The sequence below is a fragment of the Rhizobium sp. WYJ-E13 genome (genome assembly GCF_018987265.1).
Classification (GTDB): domain Bacteria; phylum Pseudomonadota; class Alphaproteobacteria; order Rhizobiales; family Rhizobiaceae; genus Rhizobium.
Genome location: NZ_CP076853.1, coordinates 3,435,396 through 3,449,046, shown reverse-complemented (window position 1 = coordinate 3,449,046; position 13,651 = coordinate 3,435,396). Strand labels below are relative to the sequence as shown.

The 13,651-nt window shown below is 59.5% G+C and carries 14 protein-coding genes and 1 pseudogene; 5 read left to right on the top strand and 10 right to left on the bottom strand.

Annotated elements, in window-relative coordinates:
* Positions 1 to 48: 48 nt before the first annotated feature.
* Together tal and KQ933_RS17190 are read left to right on the top strand one after the other, a co-directional pair.
* On the top strand, positions 49 to 1,014 hold the full coding sequence (gene tal, locus KQ933_RS17195) for a transaldolase (RefSeq protein ID WP_216755994.1): 966 nt from the start codon (positions 49 to 51) through the stop codon (positions 1,012 to 1,014).
* 97 nt (positions 1,015 to 1,111) lie between these two features.
* Positions 1,112 to 1,780, top strand: coding sequence for a DUF1345 domain-containing protein (locus KQ933_RS17190; protein WP_216755993.1), 669 nt, complete (start codon positions 1,112 to 1,114; stop codon positions 1,778 to 1,780).
* Here KQ933_RS17190 and KQ933_RS17185 read toward each other — a convergent pair.
* Positions 1,777 to 2,116: pseudogene (locus tag KQ933_RS17185) on the bottom strand (anti-sigma factor); the annotation flags it as partial. The gene KQ933_RS17190 and the pseudogene KQ933_RS17185 overlap by 4 nt on opposite strands.
* A 19-nt stretch (positions 2,117 to 2,135) precedes the next feature.
* Here KQ933_RS17185 and KQ933_RS17180 point away from each other — a divergent pair.
* Positions 2,136 to 2,582, top strand: a complete 447-nt coding sequence (locus KQ933_RS17180; protein WP_216755992.1) for a DoxX family protein — start codon at positions 2,136 to 2,138, stop codon at positions 2,580 to 2,582.
* A 56-nt stretch (positions 2,583 to 2,638) separates the two neighbouring features.
* Here the strand turns inward: KQ933_RS17180 and KQ933_RS17175 are convergent, their stop codons facing one another.
* The 8 genes from KQ933_RS17175 to KQ933_RS17140 form a co-directional block, all read right to left on the bottom strand.
* Positions 2,639 to 2,812: a DUF1328 domain-containing protein gene (locus KQ933_RS17175; protein ID WP_007817547.1), complete on the bottom strand. Its 174-nt coding sequence runs from the start codon at positions 2,810 to 2,812 to the stop codon at positions 2,639 to 2,641.
* Between the two features lie 173 nt (positions 2,813 to 2,985).
* Positions 2,986 to 4,092 carry a LuxR C-terminal-related transcriptional regulator gene (locus KQ933_RS17170; protein WP_216755991.1) on the bottom strand — a complete coding sequence of 369 codons (1,107 nt, stop codon included), beginning with the start codon at positions 4,090 to 4,092 and terminating at the stop codon, positions 2,986 to 2,988.
* A gap of 185 nt (positions 4,093 to 4,277) precedes the next feature.
* Positions 4,278 to 5,705, bottom strand: coding sequence for a gamma-aminobutyraldehyde dehydrogenase (locus tag KQ933_RS17165; RefSeq protein ID WP_216755990.1), 1,428 nt, complete (start codon positions 5,703 to 5,705; stop codon positions 4,278 to 4,280).
* A gap of 75 nt (positions 5,706 to 5,780) precedes the next feature.
* Positions 5,781 to 6,596: an ABC transporter permease gene (locus KQ933_RS17160; RefSeq protein WP_216755989.1), complete on the bottom strand. Its 816-nt coding sequence runs from the start codon at positions 6,594 to 6,596 to the stop codon at positions 5,781 to 5,783.
* Positions 6,586 to 7,548 (bottom strand): ABC transporter permease, encoded by a 963-nt coding sequence (locus KQ933_RS17155; protein WP_216755988.1) that lies wholly within the window; start codon positions 7,546 to 7,548, stop codon positions 6,586 to 6,588. Before KQ933_RS17155 ends, KQ933_RS17160 begins: the two co-directional genes overlap by 11 nt.
* Positions 7,545 to 8,531, bottom strand: coding sequence for an ABC transporter ATP-binding protein (locus tag KQ933_RS17150; protein ID WP_216755987.1), 987 nt, complete (start codon positions 8,529 to 8,531; stop codon positions 7,545 to 7,547). Before KQ933_RS17150 ends, KQ933_RS17155 begins: the two co-directional genes overlap by 4 nt.
* Before the next feature lie 208 nt (positions 8,532 to 8,739).
* Positions 8,740 to 9,900 carry an ABC transporter substrate-binding protein gene (locus KQ933_RS17145; protein ID WP_216755986.1) on the bottom strand — a complete coding sequence of 387 codons (1,161 nt, stop codon included), beginning with the start codon at positions 9,898 to 9,900 and terminating at the stop codon, positions 8,740 to 8,742.
* 120 nt (positions 9,901 to 10,020) lie between these two features.
* Positions 10,021 to 10,929 (bottom strand): LysR family transcriptional regulator, encoded by a 909-nt coding sequence (locus KQ933_RS17140; protein WP_216755985.1) that lies wholly within the window; start codon positions 10,927 to 10,929, stop codon positions 10,021 to 10,023.
* A gap of 180 nt (positions 10,930 to 11,109) precedes the next feature.
* Between KQ933_RS17140 and KQ933_RS17135 the strand changes: the two genes are divergently transcribed.
* Positions 11,110 to 11,832, top strand: a complete 723-nt coding sequence (locus KQ933_RS17135; RefSeq protein WP_216755984.1) for a hypothetical protein — start codon at positions 11,110 to 11,112, stop codon at positions 11,830 to 11,832.
* A gap of 12 nt (positions 11,833 to 11,844) precedes the next feature.
* On the opposite strand, the gene KQ933_RS17130 is transcribed toward KQ933_RS17135, so the two are convergent.
* Complete coding sequence (locus KQ933_RS17130) at positions 11,845 to 12,756, bottom strand: AraC family transcriptional regulator (protein ID WP_216755983.1); 912 nt, start codon at positions 12,754 to 12,756, stop codon at positions 11,845 to 11,847.
* Positions 12,757 to 12,888: 132 nt separating this feature from the next.
* Between KQ933_RS17130 and KQ933_RS17125 the strand changes: the two genes are divergently transcribed.
* A complete protein-coding gene (locus KQ933_RS17125; protein ID WP_216755982.1) occupies positions 12,889 to 13,641 on the top strand; it encodes an SDR family NAD(P)-dependent oxidoreductase in 753 nt (250 codons plus the stop codon).
* Positions 13,642 to 13,651: the final 10 nt, after the last annotated feature.

Below are 13,651 nucleotides of genomic sequence, written 5' to 3'. Positions count from 1 at the left end.
GCGGAACTCGCGCCGGTCCGCAGCCCAAGTTCAAAAAGGATTTTGACCATGACATCCAAGCTTGACCAACTCCGCGAGATCACAACCGTGGTTGCCGATACCGGTGACATTCAGGCTGTTGCTCGCCTGAAACCGGTCGATTGCACGACCAACCCATCCATCGTTCTCAAGGCACTCGGCACCGACATGTTCGCCGACGACATGAAGGAAGCGATCGCCTGGGGCAAGAAACTCGGCGGTGATGCGGATGCTGCGGCTGCAGCCGTTGCCGATCGTCTTGCAATCTCCGTTGGTGCAGCACTCGTCAAGCTGGTTCCCGGCCGTGTTTCGACCGAAGTCGATGCCGATCTGTCCTTCAACATGGAAGCTTCGCTCAAGAAGGCCCGCAGCATCATCGCGGCGTATAAGGAGCGCGGCATCGAGAAGGATCGCATTCTCATCAAGCTTGCTTCCACCTGGGAAGGCATCCGCGCCGCCGAAATCCTGCAGAAGGAAGGCATCGACTGCAATCTGACGCTGCTCTTCTCGAAGGCCCAGGCGATTGCATGCGCTGACGCCGGCGTGTTCCTGATCTCGCCCTTCGTCGGCCGCATCCTTGACTGGTACAAGAAGTCGACGGGCAAGGATTTCACTGCCGAGGAAGATCCGGGCGTTCTGTCCGTTCGCGACATCTACAACTACTACAAGGCCAACGACATCAAGACGGTCGTCATGGGCGCCTCTTTCCGCAACACCGGCGAAATCGAAGCGCTGGCCGGTTGCGATCGTCTGACGATTGCTCCGAACCTGCTCGACGAACTGTCGAACGACCAGGGCAAGCTTGAGCGCAAGCTGTCGCCGGAAACGATCAAGCCGGCTCCGAAGGTTACGGTCGACGAAAAGACCTTCCGCTGGATGATGAACGAAGATGCGATGGCGACCGAAAAGCTTGCCGAAGGTATCAGGGCATTCGCAAAGGATCTTGGCACGCTGCGTAGCCAGGTCCGCAAGGAACTGCAGCTCGCCGCCGCTTAACGCCGCGCAAGCTGCACTTTGATGAAAGGCGCGGGTGCCGCTGGCATCTGCGCCTTTTTCGTGTTGATATCAAGGACATGGAGGCCGGAGGATTGCAGTGGCTGACGGGGATGACGGAAATTCGCTGGTCTCGCTTGCCTACAAGCATGCAAGCTTCATCCTTTCGGTGCTCGGCGGTTTCATCGTCTTTCTGCTGCTGACCTCCCGGGAGGTGAGCGCCAGCAATATCCTGTTTGGCTGGAACGCCTCGGCGATCGTCTTCATCGGGCTGAGCTGGCGCAAGATGCTTCGGGCCACCATCCAGAGCATCCGCAAGCGATCTGCGGACCTCGATTTTTCCGACACGTTCCTGCTCTTTCTGTCGATCGCGGCGGCCCTTGCCAGTATTGCCGGCATCGGCATCGAGCTTCATTCGATCAAGGACGCGCCGGCCAATATCGCGCTCTGGCGTGCGGCCGCAGCGATCCTGACGATCATGATCTCCTGGTTTTTCCTGCACACGCTCTTCACGATCCATTATGCGCATTATTTCTATGGCGGACCGGACAAGGGCGACGGGCTGAAATTCCCCGACGATATCGAGGAGCCTGCTTATTGGGACTTCCTCTATTTCTCCTTCACCATCGGCGTGGCGGCACAGACAGCCGATGTGGCCGTCACCTCGACAGCCATGCGCAAGCTGACCCTGCTGCATGCGCTTCTGTCGTTTCTTTTCAACACCACCATTCTCGCGCTTGCGATCAATGTCGGTGCAAGCCTGCTTTAGAGTCTTGCGGCGCTCCTGAAGAGCGTTTCGAACTCGGCAAGATCGCCCGAGGCGACATCCGAAATCGCCCACAACATCAGTCCGCCATCCGACCATATTATATTGTGGCCGTCATGGGCTCTGCTCGTTTGTGTCGACGACGTCGTAGGCCAGATGAACAGGTTGATGATGTGGCCATGGCGCCGGTAGACGAGGGCCGCAACGGGCGCGGCCGCCGATATAATCGACACGACCGCCGACCAACGGGAAGCCGTCCTTGGCGAGATCGCTGACAGGCGGCGAGAAATCGATCTTGCCGTTGAACCAGGGTTTTACGGTATGCTGATCCGAAGTCAGCGCTTCGTCAGTGGAGGATATGATGGAAAACGCTTCAAGCCGGCCTCGTCTGGCCGACCTCATTCTTCTTCTGGGTAGGCTTCTGCTATCCCTGATCTTCCTGCATGAGGGAGCGTCTCTTATCGCAGACATCACCGCGACCCTTGCCACTTTCGAAAAGCTTGGCTTGCCAGCACTGGTGACCTTTGGCGTGATTGCCCTACAACTCGGCGCCGGCCTCTCCATCGCCACTGGCCTCCTCAGCCGGCTTGGCGCGGCTGCCCTGGGGCTGTTCTGCCTCGCGACGGCTTTTCTGTTCCACACCAATTTCGCAAGCCAGAACGAGCTGCTGCATTTCGAAAAGGATCTTGCAATCGCCGGCGGCATGTTTGTGCTGGCGGTTTCCGGTGCAGGATCGGTGTCGATCGACAGTCTCGTGAAACGGCAGGCGAAAGGAGTGCATCCGTGGCTTAGGGCGGTGCTCTAACGAACTTGTCTCGAAGCCGCCGGCAGGCCAGCCAGCTAGCCGGAATGACCTGCTGGCTAGAAGATCGCCTGTCCTGCCATCAGCGCCAGGATGAGGAAGATCAGGAAGACGACGAGGAATATGCCGAACAGTACGCGTGCGATTGTCGCTGTTGCCGCGGAAATGCCGGAGAAGCCGAAAAAGCCGGCAACAATCGAAATGACCAGAAATATCAGAGCCCATTTCAGCATGGATATCTTCCTCCGTGATTTTTGGAGGAAGACGCATCGAAGCGGATTTTGTTCCAAATCGTTTAAAATGGAACGTCGTTCCTTGGCTGGATCGGCCTTGCCATCATCATCTATGTGGCGCTTGACATGGTCTGGGAAGGTGACTGGGAACTACTTGCGCTCTATAATCAGGCCTAGATTTTCAGGCTTGAGAGCAGCGAGATGAGTTGAGACTGGCGCTGCGTGCCAGTCTTGGCGAGAACCTTTTTCACATAGCCGCGCGTCGTCTCATAGGTCAGTCCGCATATTTCGGCGATCTGACGCGGTGACGAACCATCCATGAGCAGGCGCGCGACCGTCGTTTCCTGAGGGGTGAGTGCGAACAGCTGTCGCAGCAGATCGCGGCTTGGGCTCGCCCGCTCGGAAAGATCCGTGATGATGGCGACAGCGGCGGAATGCGAGAAGAGTTCGGCCGGCACGCCGTTCAACCGCTGGGCGCGGATGACCAGTGGCGCCTTTCCCGGGCGTGAGAACAGAACCGGCGTGGAGACGGCCGGATTGGTGAAAGGCTCCTTTGAGAGGATTGCCTGCAGGTGGCGGCGCAGGAGCCCTGTTTCTTCCTGACTGGTCGCGACAAGTTCCCGATCCACAACACGGATATTTCCATCGAGTAGCCTCTCCGCCCGCTGATTCAGCCGAGCGATACGCCCAGCCCGGTCGAAGAAGATGACCGCGGTACCGGCGAGTTCGAAGGCTTCGCTCATGCTGTCGATCCTGGCGACTTGGAGCGCGCGGATGATTTCGGCCGCAGCGGTCAGCCTCGATTGCATTTTTATGAGCAACTGCGCATCGTCGCGATCGAAAGGCTGGTCTTCGATCCGGCGCTGCAGATTGAGACTCAGCATCGTATCGCCGGCGGTAAAGCCCACCATGGCGGAATAGCGAAAGCCGAAGCGGGCCAGAAACTCCGTATAGAAGCTCTGATTCTTGAATTCTTCCTCGCTGGCGATGTCGTGTTCGATGACGACACCTTTGGCCATCGCAACCGCCAGACCGCGCTCACGGAAATCGCGCTTGTGCCATTCTTCGGAAAAATAGACCTGGAAGGCCTCCAGCAAATTCGGCGTGCTCAGGAAGCCGGCGGGGAATTTTCCCCGAACCGGCATGATATGCGTTCCAACGGAACCAGTCGCCTGACTGATCTGCTGCAGCGTGCGCTCCCAGCTATCAGGTACAAGTGCGGATTCCAGTAATCCGTCCAGGGCTTTTTCGAGCTCGAAGATATCGATGGGCGTCGCCATGTGTAAGTAATGCCTGACCGATTTCTTTGATCCGGCGAAGAATCATATTATCGCGGCTTGCCATATACGGTGAAACGGCAATTCCACTTTCGAAAAACAGTATTTGCAGTTGTATTATGACAAAGTGACAAAAGTCACTGATAGCGGCAGTGACTTTTGCAGCGGAACAGGAGGCTCTTGTTCAACTATCCGTGATTGATCATCACGTGACGGACAGCTGTATAATCTTCCAGAGCGTAGACGGACATATCCTTGCCGTAGCCTGACTGTTTCAAACCGCCATGCGGCATCTCGTTGACCAGCATGAAATGGGTGTTGATCCAAGTACAGCCATATTGAAGGCGGGCGGCGGTCTTCATGCCGCGGCCGATATCCTTGGTCCAAACGGAAGAGGCTAGGCCGTAATCGCTGTCATTCGCCCAGGTCACTGCATCCTCGACATTGGTGAAGCGGGTGACCGAGACGACAGGGCCGAAGACTTCGCGGCGGACGATCTCATCCTCCTGCGTGGCGCCGGCAACAACCGTCGGCGCGAAGAAGAAGCCCTTGTCACCGGAGGTCTTGCCGCCGGTGGTGATTTCCATGTGCTTGTGCTCGGAAGCGCGGGTGACGAAGCTCTCGACCCGATCGCGCTGGCGCTTGGAAATCAGCGGGCCGATTTCGTTCTGCGTGTCGTCGGCCTGGTTGAAGCGGATGCTTGAGACAGCGGATGTCAGGTCGGAGACGAAATTGTCGTAAACCCTGGCGTCGGCATAGATACGGCAGGCGGCCGTGCAGTCCTGGCCGGCATTGTAATAACCGAAGGTGCGGATACCGGCGACGACGGCCTGGATATCGGCATCGTCGAAGACGATGACTGGCGCCTTGCCGCCAAGCTCCAGATGGGTGCGCTTGACCGTCTTGGCGGCGGCCTGCAGCACCTTCTTGCCGGTTGCGATATCGCCTGTTATCGACACCATATCGATTTTCGGATGGTTGATCAGCGCGTTGCCGACGCTCTCGCCGCGTCCGAGGATGACGTTGACAACGCCCTCGGGGAGAATGTCAGAGAGAAGCTTGGCCATCTTGAGTGCTGTCAGCGGCGTCTGTTCGGACGGCTTGAAAACGACCGTGTTGCCGCCGGCGATGGCAGGCGCCAGCTTCCAGGCCATCATCATCAGCGGATAATTCCACGGCGCGATCGAACCGACTATGCCGATCGGGTCGCGGCGGATCATCGAGGTGTGGCCGGGAAGGTATTCGCCTGCGACCGGTCCATGCAGATTGCGCACTGCACCGGCAAAGAAGCGGTAGCAATCGACGATGGCTGGGATTTCGTCATTCAGCACGGCATTGATCGGTTTGCCGCAGTTCAGCGCCTCCAGCGTGGCAAAGCCCTTTGCATCCCTTTCAATGGCGTCGGCGATCTTCAAGAGATAGGCAGAGCGTTCGGACGGGGTCGTCTGTGCCCAGGTGACAAAGGCCTTTTCGGCGGCATCGACGGCAGCATCGATCTGACCGAGCGACGCTTCGGCGAGGTTCAGCACCGTTTCGCCGGTCTTCGGGTTCAGGATGTGCTCTTCCGTTTCCGTGCCGGTCTCGAAGCGCGAACCGATCAGCATTTGCGTGTCCATGGGCGTTCTCCTTGTTCGTTGGTGGAGCGAGACGGGGGCAGGAAAGCGTTTGACACTTTCCGATCCCGCTCCGGGTTATTTGCCGGCGCCGGCGATCTGATCGCCATCGCGCGTGAGGTAATAGGCTGCCAGGATTGGCAGGAAGGTGACGAGCACGACGACCATGGCGACCACATTGGTGACCGGGCGCTGGCGTGGGCGGATCAGTTCTTCGAGCATCCAGATCGGCAGGGTGGATTGCTGGCCGCCGGTGAAGGTGGTGACGATCACCTCATCGAAGGACAGGGCGAAGGCTAGCATGCCGCCGGCCAGAAGCGCCGTGCCGATATTCGGCAGGATGACATGGCGGAAGGTCTGGAAACCATCGGCGCCGAGATCCATCGAGGCCTCGATCAGAGAGCCCGACGTGCGGCGGAAACGGGCGACGGCATTGTTGTAGACGACAACGACGCAGAAGGTTGCGTGGCCGAGCACGATCGTCCAGACCGAGAAGGGGATATCGAAGAGGCTGAAGGCGGAGCGCAGCGCAATGCCGGTGATGATGCCGGGGAGCGCAATCGGCAGGATGACGAGCAGCGAGATCGCCTCGCGGCCGAAGAATTTCGTCTGGCTGACGGCGGCTGCGCAGAGCGTGCCGAGGATGAGCGCGATCGCCGTCGCAATGCAGGCAACCTGTAGAGAGAGACCAAGTGCCGACCAGACGTCCGGGCGATTCCAGGCGATGCCGAACCATTGCAGCGTCAGGCCCGGCGGCGGCCATTGATAGCTCTTCTCTTCCGTCGTGAAGGCGTAGACGAAGATCAACAGGATCGGCAGATGCAGGAAGAGCAGACCGCCGGCAGCGGCGATCTTCAAAAGCGTTGGGGAACGTTGCATGCGATCAGAGCGCATCGAAAGCCCCCATGCGTTTGGCGAGCCAGAGATAGATCGCCATGATGACGATCGGTACGACCGAGAAGGCCGCGGCGAGCGGCACATTGCCGGCGGTCCCCTGCTGCGTATAGACCGCCTGGCCGATGAAGAGGCGCGACGAGCCGATGATCTGCGGAATGATGTAGTCGCCCAAGGTCAGCGAGAAGGTGAAGATCGAACCGGCGACGATGCCGGGCAGAGCCAACGGGAAAAGCACGGTTCGGAAGGTCTGGTGCGGGGTGGCACCGAGATCGGCTGATGCCTCGATCAGGTTGCCGGGCACCCGCTCGAGTGCTGCCTGCGTCGGCAGGATCATGTAGGGCAGCCAGATATAAACGAAGACGATGAAGGTGCCGAGGTAGCTGACGGAAAGCGAATTGCCGCCGACGACTGGCAAGGCGAGGACGCCGTCGAGCAGCCAGGACAGATAGAGCTTGTCGAAGAGCCAGGTGAGGATGCCTTCCTTGGCAAGGATGAGCTTCCAGGCATAGATCTTGACGAGATAGCTCGACCAGAGCGGCAGCATGACGCCGAGATAGAAGAGAGCCTTCCATTTTCCCTGCGCATAACGCGCGGCGTAATAGGCGATCGGGAAGGCGACGATGGCCGAGGCGATCGTTACCAGCGCGGCCATCAGGATGGTTCTGACGATGATGTCGAAATTGCCGGGGTTCAAAAGCTGCGCATAGGTATCGAGGGTGAACTCGTAATTCACCATTCCCGAGAAATCGTCGATCGAGAAGAAGCTCTGCAGCAGGAGCGCGATCAGCGAGCCGACATAGATGATGCCGAGCCAGAGCAGCGGCGGTGTCAGCATCAGCAACAGGAGCAGTTTCGGGTGGCGCCAGAAATTGTCCGACAGGCGGCTGAAGAAACCGCCGCGCCGCGGCAGGATCGAGGTTTGCGGCTTGGTGATCGCCAGCGCCGTCATGCCGCGTCATCCATATAGTGCACGTCGCCCTGCTGCCAGGCGAGACGGATGGCGGTGCCGATATCAGGGATATCACTGCCGGCCGGCAGCATGACATGCAGGTGCGATCCCTTGATATCGACAGTGAGGCGGGTTGAGGCACCCAGGAAGCTGGCATTCTCGACCCTGGCTTCAATGCCGTCAGCCGCGAGGCGGATTGCTTCCGGCCGCAAACTCGCCCAGCGTTTCTCGCCGCCGAGAACCGTCATCACATCGGGAGAAATGACATTCGACGAGCCGACGAAATCGGCGACGAAGCGTGTCTTCGGGCGACGGTAGATATCCTGTGGCGTGCCGTGCTGGACGATGCCGCCATCGTTGAAGACCGCAACGCGGTCGGCCATGGAGAGCGCCTCGCCCTGATCGTGGGTGACGAAGATGAAGGTGATGCCGAGCGCGCGCTGCAGGCTCTTCAGTTCCTCCTGCATCTGCTCGCGCAGCTTCAGGTCCAGAGCTCCGAGCGGTTCGTCCAGCAGAAGCACCCGTGGCTTGTTTACGAGAGCGCGGGCCAACGCCACGCGCTGCCGCTGGCCGCCGGAGAGCTGGCCGGGGCGGCGGCTGCCATAGCCCGGCAGCTTCACGAGTTCCAGTGCCTTCTCTGCCTCCCTGATCCGCTCCGCCTTGCCGACGCCCTTGACCATCAGCCCGTAGGCGACGTTGTCGAGGATATCGAGATGCGGGAAGAGTGCGTAATCCTGGAAAACGGTATTGACGTTGCGGCGATAGGGCGGAATGCCCTCGGCGGTTTCGCCGAAGATCTCGATATGTCCCGATGTCGGCTGTTCGAAACCCGCAATCAGCCGCAGGCAGGTGGTCTTGCCGGATCCGGACGGGCCGAGCATGGCGAAGAATTCGCCGGGCACGATCTCAAGATCGACGCCATCGACGGCGCGCACTGCACCGAAATGGCGAGACACCTTCTGGAAACGGACGGCTGACGTCATGGGGGCTCCGGAGCTGTATTATCTGAGAGGCTTTGATCTTAAAAAGACCCCGCCCCAAACCCCTCCCCACAAGGGGGAGGGGCTTAATCTGCCGCGCCCACGCTCAAACCTTTCGGCGTTTCGGCAGGAATGCGGCGGTGCCACTCTGGCCCTTCCCCTTGTGGGGAGGGATTGGGGAGGGGACTTTTTCACATGGATCGGCTTGGCGTCACCGCCCGCCGATCACGCCGATATAATCCGAGACCCAGCGATGATAGGGTACGCATTCGCTTTCGCTTGCGCATTTGGCGACCGGCGTCTTCCAGAACTTGATCTTGTCGAAGTGATCAAAGCCATTGGTGTTGCAGCCGGCATCGGTCAGGAGTTCGTTGCCCTTGCAGGCGGCCGGAACCGAGGGTACGGCGCCGAACCAGGCGGCGGCATCACCCTGGACCTTGGCCTTCAGGGAATGTTCCATCCACATATAAGCGCAGTTCGGGTGTTCGCTGTCAGCGTGCAGCATGGTCGTGTCGGCCCAACCGGTGACGCCCTCCTCAGGGAAGGTGGAGGCGATTTTCTGCTTGTCGGCCTGCAGCAGGTTGACCTGGAAGGGCCAGGAGCCCGAGGCGACCACGCCTTCATTCTTGAAGTCGTCGACCTGGATCATCGCGTCGTGCCAGTAGCGCGAGACGATCTTGCGCTGGCCGCGCAGCAGATCGAGGGCAGCCTTGTACTGGTCCTCGTTGAGCTCGTAGGGGTCCTTGATGCCGAGATCGGGCTTATGCGCCATCAGATACAGAGCGGCATCGGCGATGTAGATCGGGCCGTCATAGGCCTGAACGCGGCCCTTGTTGGACTTACCATCAGGCAGGTTCTGTTCCTCGAAGACGATATTCCAGCTCGTCGGCGCCTTATCCTTGAACGTGTCGGTGTTGTACATCAGCACGTTCGGCCCCCAGAGATAGGGCACCCCGTAGTGGACGCCATTCACCGTATTCCAGGGCGCATTCTGCAGGCGTTTATCGACGGTCTTGAAGCTCGGGATGAGATCGGTGTTGATGGGCTGGACGCGTTTTCCCGCGACGAGGCGAAGCGACGCATCGCCCGAGGCAGTGACGAGGTCGAAGCCGCCTTCGTTCATCAGCGCCACCATTTCATCCGAGGTGGCGGCGGTCTTGACGGAAACCTTGCAGCCGGTTTCCTTTTCGAAATCGGTGACCCAGTCGTAATTCTTGTCGGTCTCACCGCGCTCGATATAGCCGGCCCAGGCAACGATGCTGACGGCGCCTTCACCCTTGCCCAATTCCTTCAGCGGTTCGGCAGCGACAACCTGTGTCGCAAAGCTCAGGCTCGCGAGCGCAGCAGTGCACGATTTCAGAAGATGCTTCATCGTCTGTCTCCCGGTTCGGTGCCGCTTTTGCGGCGTTTTGTTCCCGAAAGAAAAGGTGACGCGGAACGGCCGGTTTCGCAAATTCATTTATCAGAAAGGCGATATCGGAATTTCCGATATCTAGCGGGATCGCCCCGATCGCATGTTCTCGGCGATGGCCACGAAATCGCGTGCGGCCTGCGGCAGGCTGGAGCCCTTGCGCCAAACCATGCCGACCTGCACGACGGGCAGGGAGCCGGAAACATCACGGCTTTCGATACGGTCGCCTTCCAGCGACCAGGGGCGGTAGACGAGATCGGGGAGCAGCGCCACGCCTGCACCCGTCGCGACCAGGCTGCGCACGGCTTCCACCGAACGGGTGCGGAAGGCGACGTGCGGACGGGCGCCGAGTGCGGTCAACAGCTTGCCGGTATTCTCCTCGATCTCGTCAACCGTCAGCATGATCAACGGCTCGCGAGCGATGTCGGCGATGGAGATGATATCGGCAGAAACCAGCGGGTGGCCCATCGGCAGCCACAGGCGATAGGGCGAGGTTTCCAGGATCTCTGCCTGCAGGGCCATGCGATCACGCAGATTTGAAATCACCATGACAGCGACATCCAACTCGCCGCCGATGAGCAGATGTTCCAGATAACTGCCGTTGTCCTCGATGGCGCTGACCTCGACGCCGGGGCAGGCGCGGCGATAGCGGGCGAGCAGGTCGGAAAGCACATAACCTGCGACGAGCGAGGTGACGCCGATGTTGAGCGTGCCGGAGGGTATGTTCTGCTGGCCGGAAAAGCTGGTGCGGGCATCCGAGACCGATGCCAGGATTTTCGTGGCATGCCGCAGGAACTGGTGGCCATTATGGGTGATCGAGAGTCCCCGCGGGTGACGCTCGAACAGCACGACGCCAAGGTCGTTTTCCAGTTCTTTCAGCGCTTCGGTGATCGAGGATTGGGAGATCGACAGGTTCTGCGCCGCGCGCGTGACAGAGCCCTGTTCGGCAACGGCGACAAAATACTGAATCTGGCGAAGCGTGAAGGCCATGGTATTTTAGAGCATGGGCTCAAGCGGTCTGGCAAGCTCGGGAACGGCTGGACCTTTTTTGGTATTTTGCCAATTTGAGACAAAGTCGGGCCGCCCATTTAAAGATTCGGAAACGTCATTTCCCTTAGCTTCACAGTCACTTGTATTGCGTTGGAGTTTTCAGATGGCGGAGCAGTTGGCGTGAAGGCCTTACTGCGCATATTCCGGCCTTCCCGGAAATTGGCTTTGATCATCGGTGGTAGCGCTCTGCTAGCGGGCGTTTCCGGCGGCGCTGCAGTTTATGTCGGCAAGGACAGGCTGCTGGGCGACGAGGAATCCGCCGATGGCGTGGCTTGTACCGACGTCAATCTCGTAACGATCAAGAAGCAGGACCATGTTTGGGTCCGCAAATATATCAAGACCGAGCCTGTCGACGGCGTGACGCGCATCAAGACGGCGTTGCGTGTCGCCCAGGCCGTCTATGAAACGCAGAAACCCGACCTCGTGCAGGTTGTCGTACTCGATGAAAACGGTCCGACGCTGCGTTCGGATATTCGGGGCCGGGCGATCGGCGCCGACGTGGTCTATATCGCGCATCCCGACAAGATGGTCGAAGGGCTGAATGATAAGCCCTATACGGCACGTTACTACGACGGCAAGGCGAGCGAGCAAGGCCTCTTCTATGGCGAACGCATCGACCTGCCGGACGATCAGATCGCAGCGCTGAACGCCAGCCTCAAGGATCCGGCCGATTGTATCGATCCTGTTGCCGTCGCCTCCACCAAGGGAGAGGGCAAGGCGGCAGGCGCCGTGCCGGCCAAAGAACCTGAGGAGCCGTCTGCTGAAGAGCAAGCGGCCAAGGATGCAGCCGCTCGGGCGGAAGCTGCTCCCGCAGAGGACGCGCCTGCCAAGAGCGGCCACTAGGTCCGATTGCGATCAGGCTGCCGGCCTGATATTTTCTCTTATCGAAGATACATCGCGCGCCGGCGGCTGGCCGAAGAGGCGCGCATATTCCCGAGTGAATTGTGAAGCGCTCTCATAGCCTACGGCATAGGCGACCGAGGATGCGTTTCCAGATCGGGCAATCAGCAACTGGCGGGCCTGTAGCAGACGGATACGCTTCTGGTACTGGATCGGGCTCATCGCCGTCACGGCCTTGAAATGGCGGTGAAAGGCCGAGACGCTCATGGAGGCGAAGGTGGCGAGTTTTTCGACCTCGATCGCTTCGGTGTAGTGTTCACGAACCCAGCGGATTGCGAGCCTTACTTGCGACAGGGCGCTGTCGGGTGCCGCAATATCGCGCAGCATCCAGCCCTGCGGTCCCTGAAGCACGCGATAGAGGATCTCGCGCTCATAGGCCGGGGCGAGGGCGGGAATATCCTGTGGACGCTCCATCAGCTGCAGCATTCGCAGCCATGCATTCAAAAGTTCCGGAGTCATGCGGCAAACGGAATAGCCACCGCTCTGCCCCGGCACATAGGATTGCGGTGGAATATCCAGGGATTGCGGTGGAATATCCATGAGAAGGGCCGCGACACGTGCCGGATCGAGCGAAAGGCTGACGCCGATATAGGGCCGATCGGGGCCAGCCTGCCGCACCATGCCGGTTGCCGGCATATCGACCGAGATCACGAAATAGCTGGCGGGATCATAATAATAGTCGCGGCCGGCGATCGTCAGCGTCTTGCTGCCATCGAGGATCAAATTGACCATCGGTTCATAGACGGTGCCGAGCTTGTGTTCGGGGATCTCTCCCTTGACCATCAGGATCCCGGGTATGCCGGTCTCCGTAGGACGATTTTCAGCATGGGCGGTCAAGCGGCGCAATTCACGGAGCATTGTTTCCATGTCCAAATCCTGGACCAGCACGTGATCACGCGCAAGACAAAAGCAGGAATAGGCAAGAACGAGGCAGTTTCCGGCGGAGTGTCTTCTGGCCGTTTCGCATAGCTTCCGACCATCGAAGCAAAGGAGACAGAGATGAAGATTGCAATCATCACCGGTGGAAGCCGTGGCATCGGCCAGTCAGCGGCGCAGGAATGCGCAAGACGCGGCATGGGCGTTGTCCTCACCTATAACAGCTACAAGCCGGGTGCAGATGAGGTCGTTGCCGAGATCAAGGCCAAAGGCGGTCAGGCCGTGGCTCTTGCCCTCGATGTCGGCGACGCCGACAGCTTCCCCGCTTTCGTGGAAGAGGTCAAACGGCTGCTTTCCACCTTTTGGGGGCGCAGCGATTTCGACTGCCTCGTCAATAATGCCGGTTTCGGCATGTTCAATCTCATGGAGACGGTAACCAACGAGCAGTTCGACGCCCTCATGAATGTTCATTTGAAGGGACCGTTCTTCCTGACGCAGGCGCTCTTGCCGCTGATGGCGGACGGCGGCGTGATCCTGAACGTGACGAGCGCTTCCGTTCGCGTCGCAACGGCCGGCGTTGCGCCTTATGCGGCCCTCAAGTCTGGACTTGAGACGCTGACCCGTTATCAGGCGAAGGAATTCGGCGGCCGCAGGATCCGCGCCAATGCCATTTCGCCTGGCCCCATCCGCACCAATCTTGCCGACGCGGCGCTGGACAAGAATCCGGAATTTGCAGCACTGCTTGCATCGCAGACCGCGCTTGGCCGTATCGGCGAGGCGGAAGATGTCGGCCGCGTCATCGCCATGCTTGCATCCGACGATGGCGCGTGGATCAACGCGCAGACGATCGAGGTCGCGGGCGGATATATGATCTGAACTGAGACTG

What these genes read in the sequence shown, in the direction of transcription:
- tal (WP_216755994.1), top strand. Translation starts at nt 49, where the DNA reads ATGACATCCAAGCTTGACCAACTCCGCGAGATCACAACCGTGGTTGCC.
- KQ933_RS17180 (WP_216755992.1), top strand. Translation starts at nt 2,136, where the DNA reads ATGATGGAAAACGCTTCAAGCCGGCCTCGTCTGGCCGACCTCATTCTT.
- KQ933_RS17175 (WP_007817547.1), bottom strand. Translation starts at nt 2,812, where the DNA reads ATGCTGAAATGGGCTCTGATATTTCTGGTCATTTCGATTGTTGCCGGC.
- KQ933_RS17170 (WP_216755991.1), bottom strand. Translation starts at nt 4,092, where the DNA reads ATGGCGACGCCCATCGATATCTTCGAGCTCGAAAAAGCCCTGGACGGA.
- KQ933_RS17165 (WP_216755990.1), bottom strand. Translation starts at nt 5,705, where the DNA reads ATGGACACGCAAATGCTGATCGGTTCGCGCTTCGAGACCGGCACGGAA.
- KQ933_RS17160 (WP_216755989.1), bottom strand. Translation starts at nt 6,596, where the DNA reads ATGCGCTCTGATCGCATGCAACGTTCCCCAACGCTTTTGAAGATCGCC.
- KQ933_RS17155 (WP_216755988.1), bottom strand. Translation starts at nt 7,548, where the DNA reads ATGACGGCGCTGGCGATCACCAAGCCGCAAACCTCGATCCTGCCGCGG.
- KQ933_RS17150 (WP_216755987.1), bottom strand. Translation starts at nt 8,531, where the DNA reads ATGACGTCAGCCGTCCGTTTCCAGAAGGTGTCTCGCCATTTCGGTGCA.
- KQ933_RS17145 (WP_216755986.1), bottom strand. Translation starts at nt 9,900, where the DNA reads ATGAAGCATCTTCTGAAATCGTGCACTGCTGCGCTCGCGAGCCTGAGC.
- KQ933_RS17140 (WP_216755985.1), bottom strand. Translation starts at nt 10,929, where the DNA reads ATGGCCTTCACGCTTCGCCAGATTCAGTATTTTGTCGCCGTTGCCGAA.
- KQ933_RS17130 (WP_216755983.1), bottom strand. Translation starts at nt 12,756, where the DNA reads ATGGAAACAATGCTCCGTGAATTGCGCCGCTTGACCGCCCATGCTGAA.
- KQ933_RS17125 (WP_216755982.1), top strand. Translation starts at nt 12,889, where the DNA reads ATGAAGATTGCAATCATCACCGGTGGAAGCCGTGGCATCGGCCAGTCA.